Source organism: Dokdonella sp. (genome assembly GCF_036518555.1).
Classification (GTDB): Bacteria; Pseudomonadota; Gammaproteobacteria; order Xanthomonadales; family Rhodanobacteraceae; genus Dokdonella_A.
The window spans coordinates 1-14,139 of record NZ_DATDMY010000126.1; the positions used below are offsets into that span (position 1 = coordinate 1).

11 protein-coding genes are annotated in these 14,139 nt (G+C 68.8%); 7 read left to right on the forward strand and 4 right to left on the reverse strand.

From position 1 onward, the window contains the following. The 6 genes from VI238_RS07485 to VI238_RS07510 all read left to right on the forward strand — a co-directional run. Positions 1-586, forward strand: a 586-nt coding sequence (locus VI238_RS07485; protein ID WP_331650046.1) for an ATP-dependent DNA helicase, incomplete at its 5' end; no start/stop codon positions are given. A gap of 390 nt (positions 587-976) precedes the next feature. Then, positions 977-3,790, forward strand: a complete 2,814-nt coding sequence (locus VI238_RS07490) for a S8 family serine peptidase (RefSeq protein WP_331650048.1) — start codon at positions 977-979, stop codon at positions 3,788-3,790. A 201-nt stretch (positions 3,791-3,991) separates the two neighbouring features. Beyond that, entirely contained in the window at positions 3,992-5,566 is a 1,575-nt protein-coding gene (locus VI238_RS07495) for a phospholipase D family protein (protein WP_331650050.1), read from the forward strand. Between the two features lie 6 nt (positions 5,567-5,572). Further along, positions 5,573-6,292: a TVP38/TMEM64 family protein gene (locus VI238_RS07500; protein ID WP_331650051.1), complete on the forward strand. Its 720-nt coding sequence runs from the start codon at positions 5,573-5,575 to the stop codon at positions 6,290-6,292. Further along, the gene (locus tag VI238_RS07505) at positions 6,292-6,969 is read left to right on the forward strand and encodes an endonuclease/exonuclease/phosphatase family protein (protein WP_331650053.1); all 678 of its coding nucleotides are present in this window, start codon (positions 6,292-6,294) and stop codon (positions 6,967-6,969) included. Before VI238_RS07500 ends, VI238_RS07505 begins: the two co-directional genes overlap by 1 nt. A 73-nt stretch (positions 6,970-7,042) precedes the next feature. After that, entirely contained in the window at positions 7,043-7,195 is a 153-nt protein-coding gene (locus VI238_RS07510) for a hypothetical protein (RefSeq protein WP_331650054.1), read from the forward strand. 189 nt (positions 7,196-7,384) lie between these two features. On the opposite strand, the gene VI238_RS07515 is transcribed toward VI238_RS07510, so the two are convergent. Further along, the gene (locus tag VI238_RS07515; RefSeq protein WP_331650055.1) at positions 7,385-8,767 is read right to left on the reverse strand and encodes an L-serine ammonia-lyase; all 1,383 of its coding nucleotides are present in this window, start codon (positions 8,765-8,767) and stop codon (positions 7,385-7,387) included. 121 nt (positions 8,768-8,888) lie between these two features. On the opposite strand from VI238_RS07515, the gene VI238_RS07520 reads away from it, so the two are divergent. Next, the gene (locus VI238_RS07520; RefSeq protein WP_331650056.1) at positions 8,889-9,116 is read left to right on the forward strand and encodes a glutaredoxin family protein; all 228 of its coding nucleotides are present in this window, start codon (positions 8,889-8,891) and stop codon (positions 9,114-9,116) included. 353 nt (positions 9,117-9,469) lie between these two features. Here VI238_RS07520 and VI238_RS07525 read toward each other — a convergent pair whose 3' ends face one another. From VI238_RS07525 to VI238_RS07535, 3 genes are all read right to left on the reverse strand, one after another. Beyond that, positions 9,470-10,894: a delta-60 repeat domain-containing protein gene (locus tag VI238_RS07525; RefSeq protein WP_331650058.1), complete on the reverse strand. Its 1,425-nt coding sequence runs from the start codon at positions 10,892-10,894 to the stop codon at positions 9,470-9,472. Positions 10,895-10,945: 51 nt separating this feature from the next. Beyond that, positions 10,946-12,568 carry an APC family permease gene (locus VI238_RS07530; RefSeq protein ID WP_331650060.1) on the reverse strand — a complete coding sequence of 541 codons (1,623 nt, stop codon included), beginning with the start codon at positions 12,566-12,568 and terminating at the stop codon, positions 10,946-10,948. Between the two features lie 284 nt (positions 12,569-12,852). Beyond that, positions 12,853-14,139: hypothetical protein (locus VI238_RS07535; RefSeq protein ID WP_331650062.1), on the reverse strand; the 1,287-nt coding region annotated here is incomplete at its 5' end.

Sequence of the window (14,139 nt, forward strand, 5' to 3'; positions counted from 1 at the left end):
AGGCTTGCCCGACCCGGCCGCGGAGGACTACGTCGAGCGCGTCGTCGACGCCGCGGTGCCCGTGCTCGAGGCATCCAAGGGCCGTGCATTCCTGCTGTTCACTTCGCATCGTGCATTGCGCCGCGCGGCCGAACTGCTGCCCGTCCGCGTGCCGTTTCCGTTGTTCGTGCAGGGCACCGCGCCGCGCAACCTGCTGCTCGATGCGTTTCGCGCCTCGGGCAACGGCGTGCTGCTCGGCGCCGCGAGCTTCTGGGAAGGCGTCGACGTCGCCGGCGACGCGCTCAGCGTCGTCGTCATCGACAAGCTGCCGTTCGCCGCGCCCGACGACCCCGTGCTCGTCGCGCGCCTCGACGCGCTGCGCGAGGCCGGCGGCAACCCGTTCGCCGACTGGCAGGTGCCCAATGCGGTGATCGCATTGCGCCAGGGGGCGGGGCGGCTGATCCGCGACGTGCACGATCGCGGCGTGCTCATGCTGTGCGATCCGCGCCTGACCACGCGCGGCTACGGTCGCCTCTTCCTCGCGAGCCTGCCGGCGCTGCCGCGGACGGGCTCGCTCGCGGACGTGCAGCGCTTCTTCGGCGCCTGATCGGCGCACCACGCGCGTGCGCCCTCCGCCTTGCGGCGGAGCAGCGAGATCGGCGCGGCAAGCCACGTCGTCGCGGCCCTCGCCCGCGCACGCCGCGCGATCGATTCGCGGCGATTTCGCGCGTGCGGGGCCCCAGCGGGCAGCGCGTCGGCGATGCAAGCATTGCGCCATCCGCGTTCGCTGCGTTGCACAAATGTTTTCCACGAAAGTCGATGTAGTCTCTGCGGTTGGAGTCTCCGCTGCCGGGACAAACACCCTACGGTCGTGAAGGCCCACGAGGGGATTAGCAAAGGGGTGGCGATCCAATCGAGTGTCCTTGCGAATCGCATCGCGATTGCGGTCGATCGTGATGGTCGCTTTTGTAGTCGTGTACGAATCCGGAGAGCAAAAATGGGGAATTCGCTTCGCCTTAAGACGCTGGCCTCCGCGGTCAGCCTCGCCCTCGTCGGCGGTGCGCTCGCGCTGCCTGCGCACATCGCGTTCGCCGCGGGGCACGCCACCGACAAGATCGCCGACCCGGCGCAGGAGCGGCAGACGCTCGCCGAGCGCAAGGTCTACATCATCCGCTTCACCGAAGAAGGCCTAATGCACTATGCGGGCGGCGTCAACGGCTACGCCGCGACCGCGCCGAACGGCAGCAAGCGCAAGATCGACGCGAAGTCCGCCGCTTCGACGGCCTACCTCGGCTATCTGTCGGCGCAGCGCAACGCGCACATCGATGCGATCAACGCGGCGCTCGGCCGCACGATCAGCGTGCCGCACAGCTACGCGGTCACGATGAACGGCATTTCTTCCGAACTGAGCCTCGCCGAAGCGATCAAGGTCAAGAACCTGCCGGGCGTGAAGAGCGTGAAGGCCGCCGGCGAATACCGCACGACGACCTTCCGCGGCCCGGAATTCATCGGCGCGGATACGATCTGGGACGGCAGCAACGTGCCGGGTGGCGTCGGTTCGCGCGGCCAGGGCGTCGTCGTCGGCGTCATCGATACCGGCTCGTTCGCCGCCCATCCGTCGTTCGCCGACGATGCGGCCTGCGGCTTCGGTCCGTCCAACCACAAGCTGCTGAGCACCGCGGACTGCCTCACGAGCGCGGCCGGCGTCTGCACGGGCACCACGCCGGAAGCGAACCCCGACAATGGCCACGGCGTGCACACCGCGAGCACCGCGGCGGGCAATACGCTCGACAGCACGGCGGTGCCGCCACCGGTGATCCCGGCTCCCTACACGCACATGTCGGGTGTCGCGCCGTGCGCGAGCGTGCGTACGTACAAGGTCTGCGCGACCACCAACTGCGCAGGCGATGCGATCGACGCGGCGATCGAGAACGCGATCACCGACGGCGTCGACGTCATCAACTTCTCGATCTCGGGCGGCACCGATCCGTGGAACGACACCGACCGCCTGTTCCTCGACGCGGTCAACGCGGACATCTTCGTCGCGGCTTCGGCGGGCAACACGCGCGCCGCCACGCCGGATCCGGTCGGCCTGGTCAACCATCTCGGACCGTGGGTGACGACGGTCGCCGCGTCCACGCACGACAACAACGTCGCGGGTGCGGGCGTGCTCTCGATCACCGGCCCGGGTACCGTGCCGCCGGAGATCCAGAACATCTCGCTGAACCCGGGTTCGGGTCCGAACCTCGGCGCACCGGCGACCGGCAAGCCGGTCGGCTACAGCGCCGCGAATCCCACCGGTTGTACGGCGTCGGGCGGTTTCCCGGCGGGCTTCTTCACCGGCCAGATCGCGCTGATCTCGCGCGGCACGTGCTCGTTCGAGGAGAAGATCAACAACGCGGCCGGTGCAGGCGCGGATCTCGCGGTGATCTACAACAACGCCGCGGGCGTCATCAACATGAATGTCGGCGGCGCGACCTTGCCCGCGTACAGCATCCTGCAGTCGGAAGGCCAGGCGATCGTCGCGTTCATGGCCGGCGACGGCGATGTCGTGTTCGCCGACGGTTTCGACGGACCGATCGTGCCGCCGCCGCCGGTGGCCGACTTCGATCCGGCCGTGAAGCAGGGCGACGTGCTCGCGGGCTTCAGCCTGCGCGGACCGAGCGCGCTGACGTCGGTCACCAAGCCGGACGTGACCGGCCCGGGCGTGAACATCTACGCCGCGGTCACCAACGGCAGCACCGAGCACTATTACGGCTACCTCAGCGGCACGTCGATGTCCTCGCCGCACACGGCCGGCGCGGGCGCGCTGCTGCGCGCCGTGCATCCGGACTGGACCAACCAGGAAGTGAAGTCGGCGCTGATGCTGACCGCGGTCACCAACGGTCACAAGGAAGACCTCACCACGCCGTGGGATCCGGATGACGTCGGCAGCGGTCGCATCGACCTGACCAAGGCCGCGAAGACCGGCCTCGTGATGAACGAGACGTACGCGAACTTCCTCGCCGCCGATCCGGCTACGGCGGGCGACCCGAAGACGCTCAACATCCCGAGTGCGCGCAACCTCGCGTGCAACGACGGCTGCAGCTTCACGCGCACGTTCCGCAACACGCTGGCGACCGCGTCGAGCTGGACGGCTTCGGTGGTCAACCCGGTCGAGCTCAACGTGACGGTGAGTCCGACGACGTTCAACTTCGGCGCCGGCAACACCGCGGCGACGCAGGCGCTGACGATCAATGCGGCGACGACGTCGGACACGACCACCCCGGCGTTCGCCGAGGTCGTGCTGCACGAGAATGGCGGCCAGTCGCCGGACCTGCACCTGTACATCGCGATCGCGGGTACGGCGCCGGTCGGCAACCCGAACATCATCGACAGCGGCCAGCTCGACCTCAACGTCCCCGCCACGTTCGATGGCATGTATCTGAACTGGGCCACGCAGGCGTCCTGCACGTCGGGCTGCACGGGAACGAACTTCAACTTCAACCCGTACTCGAACGCAGGCCCGCTCAGCATGTTCTGGCCGAATGCGACCGACGGTGGCGTTTCGGTGGATACGACGACGTACGCGGTGCTGAGCCCGGGCGACGTCGTGGGTCCGTCGTCGACGTTCATCCGCCTGACCGCGACGGCCGCCGCGGCGAACTTCGCCGCGGGCGTGACCGCTGGCAACCTCGGCTTCCACTTCGCTTGCCCGGCGGGTACCTGCTACGGCTATGCGAAGGTGACGACGACGTCGCCGAGCGGGTTCCCGATGACGGTCAACCGCTGGTGGTACGACAACTCGGGTGCGGCGATCACGGTCCAGTAAACGACCGTCGCACTGCGCCTTCGGAGGCGGGGGAAACCCCGCCTCTTTTTTTTGGTCCACGCGGCGAGCGGCGCGCCCGGGATGGCCGCGCGTTCGCAGCCGTCGTGCGCGCGGTGCCGGGATCGCCGCCGGCGTCGACCCACCGGGCGACCAGCGCCGTCGTTCAGAATGCGCTCACGCCACCCAATGCAATCATGGCGCATGCTGCGTCGTGCCCTTGCCCCGTTCCTGCGTGGTTGCGTCCTCGCGTTGCTCGCCGCCGCGCTCGGCGCGTGCGCGACGCTGCGCACCGATGCGCCGCGGCCGTCGTCGACGGCGATGCCCGCGGTCGCGGACACGGCGTCGACGCGCTATGTCGCCAGCGAGGTCGCCGCGCACCCCGGCCAGTCCGGCTTCCGGCCGCTGCTCGGCAATGCGAACGCGCTCATGAGCCGCATCGTGCTCGCCGACGCCGCGCGCCACTCGATCGACCTGCAGTACTACATCTTCAAGAACGACGCGACCGGGCGGCTGATGGCGCAACGCCTGCTCTCGGCCGCCGACCGCGGCGTGCGCGTGCGCATCCTGCTCGACGACATCGACATCTCGAAGGAAGACCGCATGCTCGATGCGTTGGACGCGCATCCGAACATCGAGGTGCGCCTGTTCAATCCGTTCCGCTTCCGGCAGCGCTCGATCGTCTCGAAAGCGGGCCAATTCCTCATCGAAGGGCCACGCCTGAACCGTCGCATGCACAACAAGTCGTTCATCGTCGACGGCATGCAGGCGATCGTCGGCGGGCGCAACATCGGCGACGCCTATTTCGACGCGGGCGACGAAGTGCACTTCCGCGACCTCGACGTGCTCGCGATCGGGCCGGTCGTACCACAGGTCGCGGCGATGTTCGATCGTTACTGGAACAGCGACGCAGCGTTTCCGGTCACCGCCTACAGCGACAACGAAGTCAGCGACGCCAACCTCGCGACGCTGCGCGATCGCCTGCTGCGCGACGCACGCGCATTCACGCAGAGCGAGTACGCCGACGTCGTCGCGGAGGACCTGCCGAACGGCCCGAGCGCCGAGCGCAAGGGCGCATGGTTCTGGGGCGAAGCACACCTCGCCGCCGACGATCCCGACAAGGTCGATCCCGCGCCCGGTGTCGACGAACGCAAGCTCCGGCATATCGCGCCCGCGCTGCGGCGCGTGCTCGACGCGGCGCAGTCGCAGGCGCTGCTCGTCTCGCCGTACTTCATCCCCGGCGACGAAGGCGTCGCGCTCTTGTCCGCCCTCGTCGCGCGCGGCGCCTCGGTCAAGGTGCTGACGAACTCGCTATCGGCGACGGACGAACCGGAAGTCCACGCGGGCTACGGCAAGTATCGCGAAGACCTGCTGAAGGCCGGCGTCGAGCTGTACGAACTCAAGGGACTGCGCGGCGTCACGGGCCAGCACGCGTACGGCACGTCGTCCGGGGTGAGCCTGCACGCGAAGGCGATGGTGGTCGATCATCGGCTCGTGTTCGTCGGTTCGATGAACTTCGATCCGCGCTCGGTCGCGCTCAACACCGAGATGGGCGTGATCGTCGAGAGCACCGGCCTCGCCGATGCGATCGAGCAGTTCTTCGCGCACGCGACCGAACCCGATAACGCGTATCGCGTCGGACTCGTCGGCGGCCACTTGCATTGGACCGGCAAGGACGACGGCCGGGTCGTCGAGTTCGACCATGACCCGGGAAGCTCGCGCTGGCAGCGCGCGAAACTGCGCGTGCTGCGCGTGTTGCCGATCGAAGGACTGCTGTAGCGATCCATGACGATGCAGCCGCCCGAATCCTCGATCCGTGGCGATGCGCGCCGTTCGATGCGCAAGCGCGTGATCGCGGTCGCCGTCGCCCTCGCGATGGCCGCGGCGGCCGCCATGGTCTGGCGCCTGGCACCGCACGTAACCGCATCGACCGCGGCGGACCTGCTCGCGACCGCGCGCACATGGGGCGGTTCGGCCTGGTCGGCACCGTTGCTGCTCGGCGTGTTCGTCGTCGGCGGCTTCGTCGCATTCCCGGTCAACCTGCTCATCGCGCTCACGATCGTCGTGCTCGGCCCGACGCTCGGTGCGCCGTGTGCGCTCGCCGGCGCGCTGCTCAGTGCGGTCGCGGTGCACGAGGCCGGTCGCGCACTGCCCGCGCGGTTCCAGGCGCGGCTCGCCGATTCGCGCTGGCAGCGCCTGCGCAAGCGCATCGTTGCGCACGGGGTCGTCGCAGTCGCGACGGTGCGACTCGTGCCGGTCGCGCCGTACAGCGTCGTCAGCCTCGCCGCAGGCATGCTGCGCGTGCGCCGCACCGACTACGTCGCCGGCACCGCGCTCGGCATGGCGCCCGGTGTGGCGCTGTACGCGGTGTTCGCGGACCGCGCGGAGGCCGCGTTGCGCAATCCGCATCCGCTCGCGTGGCTGTCGTTGTTCGGCGTCGTCGTCGCGATCGTCGCGATCGGTTGGCTCGCGCGCTCGCGCCTTCGTGCGCACGGCGATCGCTGATGCGCATCGCGACGTGGAACCTGCACGAGGCGGTCGGTGTCGACGGCCGCTGCCTGCCCGCGCGCATCGCGCGCGTGCTCGCGGAACTCGACGCGGATGTCGTCGCGCTGCAGGAATTCTCGCCGCGCCGGGGCACGATCGACGAACTCGCCGCGCTGTTCGAGCGCGCGACCGGCGCCACGCTCGTCGTGATGCCGACGTTCCTCAAGCGCGGCCGCCTGTTCGGCAATGCGCTGCTCTGCCGCCTGCCGATCGTCTCGGTCGAGGCGCACGACATCGCGATCGAACGGCGCGAACCGCGCAATGCGGTCGACGCGCGCGTCGAATGGGACGGTGAGCCGCTGCGCGTGCTCGCGACCCATCTCGGGCTGCGGCGCGCAGAGCGCATCGGCCAGGTCGAGCGCCTCGGCGCATTGCTCGAGCGCGACGATGCATCGACCGTGCTGCTCGGCGACTTCAACGAATGGCGCCTGCACGGATGCCTCGCGTCGCTGGAAGGTCGACTTCGGCGCGTGCCCGCGCCGCCGACGTTCCCGGCGCCGTATCCGGTCGCGCGGCTCGACCGCGTGTACGTTTCGCCGCAGCTGCGCGTCTCGCACGTGCACGCACATCGAACCCGCAGCGCCTCGATCGCGTCGGATCACCTGCCGCTCGTCGCGACCATCGAGCGTGCCTGAGCCGCGGCGTACGGACAGCTGCGGCTCAGCCGCACGCGCCTAGTGTCGGGGCCACCCCGTCTCGGAGGTCGCCATGATCCGCAAGCTCAAATCCGGCGAGTACCGGCTCTATTCGCGCAAGCCCGACCCGCGCACGGGCAGGCGGCGCAACCTCGGCACGTTCCGCACGCGTGCGGCGGCCGAGAAGCACGAGCGCGAGGTGCAGTACTTCAAGCGCCACGCGTGATCGATGCGCAGGCAGCGATGGAAGCGAAAGATTGGAACACGGAGCACACGGAGAAGTAAGACAAGGAATCATTCCGCGGACGATCGGGCACGATGAGCGAGATCGAGTGTTTCGTTCGTTCTCGGTGTGCTCTGTGTGCTCCGTGTTCCAGGCTCTTCTTCTTCCGTCTGTTCCGTCACCCCGCCGCGTTCAGCACTCGATCACGTTGACCGCGAGGCCGCCGCGGCTCGTTTCCTTGTACTTGTCCTGCATGTCGCGACCGGTGTCGCGCATCGTCCTGATGACCTTGTCGAGGCTCACCTTGTGCTTGCCGTCGCCGCGCATCGCCATGCGCGAGGCGTTGATCGCCTTGACCGAGCCCATCGCGTTGCGCTCGATGCACGGAATCTGCACGAGGCCGCCGATCGGGTCGCAGGTGAGACCGAGGTTGTGCTCCATGCCGATTTCGGCCGCGTTCTCGATCTGGCCCGGCGTGCCGCCGAGCGCGGCGGTAAGGCCGGCGGCAGCCATCGAGCAGGCGACGCCGACTTCGCCCTGGCAGCCGACTTCGGCACCGGAGATCGACGCATTCTCCTTGTAGAGGATGCCCACCGCGGCCGCGGTCATGAGGAAACAGCGCACGCCCTGGATCGTCGCGCCGGGGCAGAAGCGGTCGTAGTAGTGCAGTACGGCCGGGATGATCCCGGCCGCGCCGTTGGTCGGCGCGGTGACGACGCGCCCGCCCGCGGCGTTCTCCTCGTTGACCGCAAGCGCATACAGGTTGACCCAGTCGAGCGTGGTGAGCGGATCGCGCATCGCCGCCTCGGGCTTGGACGACAGCTCCGCGTACAGCGCGGGTGCGCGGCGCGCGACGTGCAGGCCGCCGGGCAGGGTGCCGGCTTCGCGGATGCCGCGGGCGACGCAGGCCTGCATCGCACGCCAGATCTCGTCGAGGCCGGCGTCGATCTGCTCGCGCGTGCGCCAGGCGAGTTCGTTCGCGTACATGAGCTCGGCGATCGTGAGGCGGCTCTCCTCGCACCGACGCAGCAGCTCGTCGCCCGAGTGGAACGGATGGGCGAGCGGCGTATCGTCGGCGACGATGCGATCTTCCGCGGCCTCGTCCTGGTTGACGACGAAGCCGCCGCCGACCGAGTAGTAGTCGCGCGTCGCGATCATCTCGCCGTCGGCGTCGTAGGCGGCGAAACGCATGCCGTTGGTATGGAACGGCAGCTTCTGCCGCTTGTTCATGATGAGATCGGACTTCTCGTCGAACGCGATCTCGTGCGCGCCGTGCAGGCGGATGCGCTTGCTCTTGCGGATGCGCTCGAGCGCGGACGGGATGAGGTCGGGGTCGATCTCGTTCGGCCAGTGGCCTTCCAGCCCCATGAGCACGGCCTTGTCCGTGCCGTGGCCGCGCCCGGTCAGCGCGAGCGAGCCGAATACCTCCGCGCGCACGCGCGTGGTCCGCGCGAGGTGGCCGCCTTCGACGAGCCAACGTTCGACGAAGCGCGCGGCCGCGCGCATCGGACCGACCGTGTGCGAGGACGACGGCCCGATGCCGATCTTGAAGAGGTCGAAGACGCTGACGGCCATGGCGATGACGGGGATGGAAAACGTGCAGTGTACTCCGACCCCACGCCATGCGAGGCGGCGCGCGCACGTCCGCTACACTGCAACGACGGCGCAGCGCCGACCGGCACGGGAGTCCGACACGATGCATTTCGTCCTCTACCAGCGCGACGATTGCGCGTTGTGCGACCACGCGCTCGCGCTGCTCGCGGCCGTGCGCGCGCCGGAATTCGCCAGCGTATGGATCGACGACGACGCCGCGCTCGAACAGCGCTATGGCGCGCGCGTGCCCGTGCTCCGCGACGAGCGCGACGGGCGCGAACTCGACTGGCCGTTCGACGGCGAAGCACTCGCCGCGTTCCTGCGCGGCTGACGTTCGCGACATCGCCGGTCCCGTAACAGCGATGTGCGATCGGCGCCAAGATGCGCCTGCAGGAGCGCACCGTGTGCGCGACCGCGGACTGTAGACTAGGCGGCAACGCTGCGATCGCCCAGAGGGTGGGCTCCTACAACGTCCGCGATGCGGACGGCCGTAGGGCGGCTCGAGGCCGAAGGCCGGAGCCGCCAGGGCGTGCGCGATGCGGCGATCTTGCAGGGTCGAGGCGGTTCCGCCGCTGCGCGGCTTGAACCGCCCTACGACCGAAGGCGGACGCGCATCGCGGCTGACGCCGCCTCCACGGAGCGCTCACTCACCCGGTAGGAGCACCCCGTGCGCGACCGGATCGCCTACTCGAGCGAATCGGCGAAGATGAGGTCGTCGGTGATCCGCGCGACCACGAAGTCGATGTGATTGAGGTCGACCGCGTTGAGCGCGCCGCCGAGTACGACCTTCTCGCCCTGCGCCGCGATGCCGTTGAACAGCTGCCCGGAAGGCATGCTCTGTTCGAAGTCGTAGAGGCGCTTGCCGACGACGCCGAAGCTCGGGTCGGGCGTGCCGTCCGGTTGCAGGCGGATCAGTGTCGCGTATTCGTATGCGGGCGGTGCCTGCAGGCCGATCGAAGTGCCCGCGATGTAGAGACGCCCGTTGCCTTGCTCGAGGATGGCGATGCCGTAGTCCGTTCCGTTCGGCGCAAGGTCGAACGCGACGACGGTCTTGCCGCCGATGCCGAACGTCGCATCGGGCGAGCCGTCGGGCAGCATGCGCGCGACCGCGACATCGCCATTCGCCGTCTGCGGGTCGGTACGGGAGGTCGTGCTCGAATCGACCGAGCCGGTGAGCACGATGCGTTCCTCGCGGTCGATCTTCATGCCGACGACTTGATCGCTGTTGCTCCCGTTCGGCCCGCCGAGGTCGAATGCGAGCGTCGCGCGGCCGTCGGCATTGAAATCGGGATCGGGCAGGCCGGTCGGCAGCAGGCGCAGCACCGCCATGTCGCTGCCGCCGGGATTGCCCCTGTCGGCTGCGCCGGCAACGACGATGCGCCCGCCGGCATCGATCGCGACCTGCGTCGCCTGATCGTCCTTGGTCGTGCTGCCGGCGAGATCGAAGCCGACCGTCACGCGGCCCGTGAGGTTGAAGCCGGTGTCGCGCGAGCCGTCCGTATTGAGTTGCAGGATCGCGAAGTCCTGGCCGTTCGACACGGTGCGCGCGGCACCGGCGACGACGATGCGCCCATCCGCGCGCAACGCGAGAGCCTGCGCGTTGTCCGAGTTGTTGCCACCGAGGTCGAAGCCGACCACGGCCTTGCCCGTGCCGTTGCCGAAGCCCGCCATGTCGAGCGTGCCGTCGCTGTTGAGCCGCGCGATCGCGAAGTCCGAATTCGTGCTCTGCTCCGGCGTCGTCGTGCCCACGACCACGATCTTGCCGTCGGGCTGCACGGCGAGGCCGCTGCAGGCGTCGGAACCGCCGTTGAAATCGACGGTCGTGTGGCCGTCGAAGCTGAAGCTCGTGTCGACCGCGCCATCGGCGGTGAAGCGCGCGACGAAGAAGTCTATCGCCGTATCGCCTTCGGTTTCGCAGATGAGTATCTTGCCGTCGGGCTGCACGGCCATGCCCGCGATGACGCCGGCGGAACCGTCGAGGATGCCGGCGAGGCGAAAGCCGCTCGCGCCGAAGGTCGGGTCGAGATCGCCCTCGGCGGCGATCGCGCTGGTCGCCAATGTCGCGGCGAGGACGGACGCGCTGAGCGCATCGCGAGTGCGGACTTGCATGTCGATGTCTCCCCTCTGGAGGATGCCGGATCGGACGCGATCGAGTCGCGGCTAGTCGGCCGGCACGTTGCCGTGCGCTGCTTCCACCGCCGGCGTGCGCCACCCCGATCGCACGCCCCAGACGTAGAACGCAAATCCGACCGCGGCTACGACAACGAGATCCCAGCCGTACGGCAGGTAGCCCTTGCCGCCGAAGCGCTCGCTGCCGCCCCACGAGATGAGTGCGACCACGGGCAGGTAGGCGATCAGCCACCAGGCGCCGTCGAGCTGGCGCCTGAAGTCGCGCCAGCCCGACTGCGCCTGGTAGTAGAAGTAGACCGGCAGCGCGACCACCATGAGCAGGATGATCTCGCCGGTCAGCGGCCACTTCGCCCAGTACAGCAGCTCGGTTGCGAACACGAACGCGAGCGCGGCGAGCACGGGCAGGGCGGACAGGCGGAACGGACGGTGCAGGTCCGGCGCGGTACGGCGCAGACTCATCGCGCTGACCGGGCCGGTCATGTACGAGATGATCGTCGCGACCGAGATCACTGCGGCGAGCGTGCCCCAGCCGCGGAAGAAGAACAGGAACACGTACGAGACGAGCAGGTTGAACCACATCGCCGGGCGCGGCACGCCCCAAACCGGATGCAGGCGACCGAGGATCTTCGGCATCGTGCCGTTGCGCTCCATGCCGTAGATCATGCGCGCGGTCGTCGCCGTGTAGGTGATGCCGGTGCCGCTCGGGCTCACGAATGCGTCGACGTAGAGCAGGATCGCGAGCCAGTTGAGGTTGACGAGCAAGGCGAGCTGGGCGAACGGCGAGCGGAAGTCGATGCCGCTCCAGCCGGTCTTCGCGAGCAGCTCGGGTGGCACCGCGCCGATGTAGGCGACCTGCAGGATGAGGTAGACGACGGTCGCGAGCGCGATCGAGCCGAGCACCGCGAACGGAATGCTCTTGCCGGGATTGCGCGCCTCGCCCGCGAGGTTCACCGGACTCTGGAAGCCGTTGTAGCTGAACACGATGCCCGCGGTCGCGACCGCGGTGAGCACCGCGGCCCAGTCGATCGTGTGCTCCGAACCCGGATGGATGCCGACCGAGAAGTTGTCCGTGTGGAAGCCGCTCGCGATGAGTGCGACGCCGGTCGCCGCGGGCACGACGAGCTTGAACACCGTGATCGCGGTGTTCGAGTGCGCGAACAGCTTCACGCTCCAGAAGTTGAGCAGGAAATAGACGATCACGAGTACGGCTGCGATGCACAAGCCGGGCACGGTGAGTTCGCCGTGCGCGGCGCCTGGCGTGTGCACGTAGAGGTCCTGCGTCCACTGCGCCCATTCCCACGGCCACGATGCCATGTACTGCACCGACGCCTCGGCCTCGACCGGGATCACCGAGACGATCGCGATCCAGTTCGCCCACGCGCCGATGAAGCCGACGAGCGAGCCGTGCGAGTAGTGGCTGTAGCGGACCATGCCACCCGATTCGGGAAACATCGCGCCGAGTTCGGCGTAAGTCAGCGCGATCGTCGTGATCACGGCGGCGCCGATGACCCAGGCCCAGATCGCCCCGGGGCCGGCGAGACCGGCGGCTTTCCAGGCACCGAACAGCCAGCCCGAGCCGATGATCGAACCGAGGCCGGTGAGCATCAGCGCGAACGGCCCGACGTCGCGGCGGATGGAGGAATGGTCGGTCATGCAAACACCCCAGTGGGCCGCAGGCGCGGCACGAAGGTCCGATGGTCGCAGGTCGGCCGCCGAAAGTCAGCGGTCCGCGGAGTGCCGCCACGGCCCGCCCGACCGCAGCGGATTGCAAGGGATGCGGGCGAGCCGCGCCGTCTCCTGCAGGAGCCCAGCCTGTGGGCGACCGATGACGCGGCGCGGGTCAATGCCGCGGCGCGCCTCGATGGTGCGCCGCGGTTCGACGCCGCGCACAGGGCGCTCCCGCGGCGCCTTCGCGCCGCCGGCATCGGGTGTCGTCGTCAGAGCGGCGCGTCGAAGCCGTTGTCGAAGATCGTGTCGATCACGATACGCGCGGCGAGGAACTGCGTGTAGTTGCCGACTCCCGTCGTCACGCCGCTGATCACGAGATGGCCGCCGTCGATGCGGCCCCGCACGCCCGCATCGAACAGGGAGCCGCCGAGGTCGAGCGGGATCACCTGCTTGCCCGCGTAGCCGAACGTCGGATCGAGCTGGCCGTCGGTGCCCAGGCGCGCGAGCGCGATGTCGGAATTGTCGTCCGTGATCGAGGCGAATCCGACGAAAACGAGCTTGCCGTCCGGCTGCAACGCGGCGCCGTATGCGATGTCGTTGTTGGTCGCGCCGAGGTCGAACGGGACCGTGGCCTTGCCGCCGTTGCCGAAGGACGGATCCGGCGTGCCGTCTGGCAGCAGCTTGACCGCGGCGAAGTCGTAGCCGTTGTCGGTCGCGACCCCGGTGATGTAGATCGCGCCGTCGGGGCCGATCGACAGCTCGAGTGCTTCGTCGTCGAAGTTGCCGGCGATGTCGAACGCGATCGTGACGCGGCCGTCGCCGCCGAAGTTCGGGTCGAGTGCGCCGGTCGGCGTGAGGCGCGCGATCGCATAGTCGAAGTTGCTCGTGCTGCCGTGGGCTGCGATGCCCGCGACGAGGATGTTGCCGCTCGCGTCGATCGCGACGCTCGAGGCGGTCTCGTCCTTGAAGGTCGGGTCGAGGTCGAAATGGAACGTAAGGCGGCCGTCGCCGTCGAAGCTCGTATCGCGGCTGCCGTCCGCATTGAGGCGCGTGACCGCGAAGTCCGTGCCTTGCCCCGCGACCTCGGCGTTGCCGACGATGATGAGCTTGCCGTTGGCGAGCTGCACGCCGTCGAGAGCGCGATCGTTGTTCGTGCCGCCGGCGTCGAAGTTGATGAACGCCTTGCCGTCGCCGCTGAACGACGTGTCGAGCGTGCCGTCGAGGTTGAAGCGCACGAGCTCCATGTCGCTATCGTCGCCATTGACGCCGGTGTCCGGGCCGCTGCCGAGGAGCACGATCTTGCCGTCCGCCTGCACGATCGTACTGAACCCGGTGTCGGTCGCGGCGCCTGCGCCGACGGCGACTGCAGTCTTGCCATCGAAACTGAAGCCCGTGTCGGGATGGCCGTCGCGATCGAGCCGTGCGACCGCGAAGTCCTCGCCCGTCGAGGGGCCGCCGTCGACGACGCCGCCGAGCACGATCTTGCCGTCGGGTGCGATCGCGAGGCCGTACGCGGTCGCCGTCGCGCCGAAGTCGACGAGCGTGTAGCCGCCGGT

Excerpts from the sequence above, each read along its gene's own strand:
- VI238_RS07490 (WP_331650048.1), top strand. The coding sequence starts at position 977 with ATGGGGAATTCGCTTCGCCTTAAGACGCTGGCCTCCGCGGTCAGCCTC.
- VI238_RS07495 (WP_331650050.1), top strand. The coding sequence starts at position 3,992 with ATGCTGCGTCGTGCCCTTGCCCCGTTCCTGCGTGGTTGCGTCCTCGCG.
- VI238_RS07500 (WP_331650051.1), top strand. The coding sequence starts at position 5,573 with ATGACGATGCAGCCGCCCGAATCCTCGATCCGTGGCGATGCGCGCCGT.
- VI238_RS07505 (WP_331650053.1), top strand. The coding sequence starts at position 6,292 with ATGCGCATCGCGACGTGGAACCTGCACGAGGCGGTCGGTGTCGACGGC.
- VI238_RS07510 (WP_331650054.1), top strand. The coding sequence starts at position 7,043 with ATGATCCGCAAGCTCAAATCCGGCGAGTACCGGCTCTATTCGCGCAAG.
- VI238_RS07515 (WP_331650055.1), bottom strand. The coding sequence starts at position 8,767 with ATGGCCGTCAGCGTCTTCGACCTCTTCAAGATCGGCATCGGGCCGTCG.
- VI238_RS07520 (WP_331650056.1), top strand. The coding sequence starts at position 8,889 with ATGCATTTCGTCCTCTACCAGCGCGACGATTGCGCGTTGTGCGACCAC.
- VI238_RS07525 (WP_331650058.1), bottom strand. The coding sequence starts at position 10,894 with ATGCAAGTCCGCACTCGCGATGCGCTCAGCGCGTCCGTCCTCGCCGCG.
- VI238_RS07530 (WP_331650060.1), bottom strand. The coding sequence starts at position 12,568 with ATGACCGACCATTCCTCCATCCGCCGCGACGTCGGGCCGTTCGCGCTG.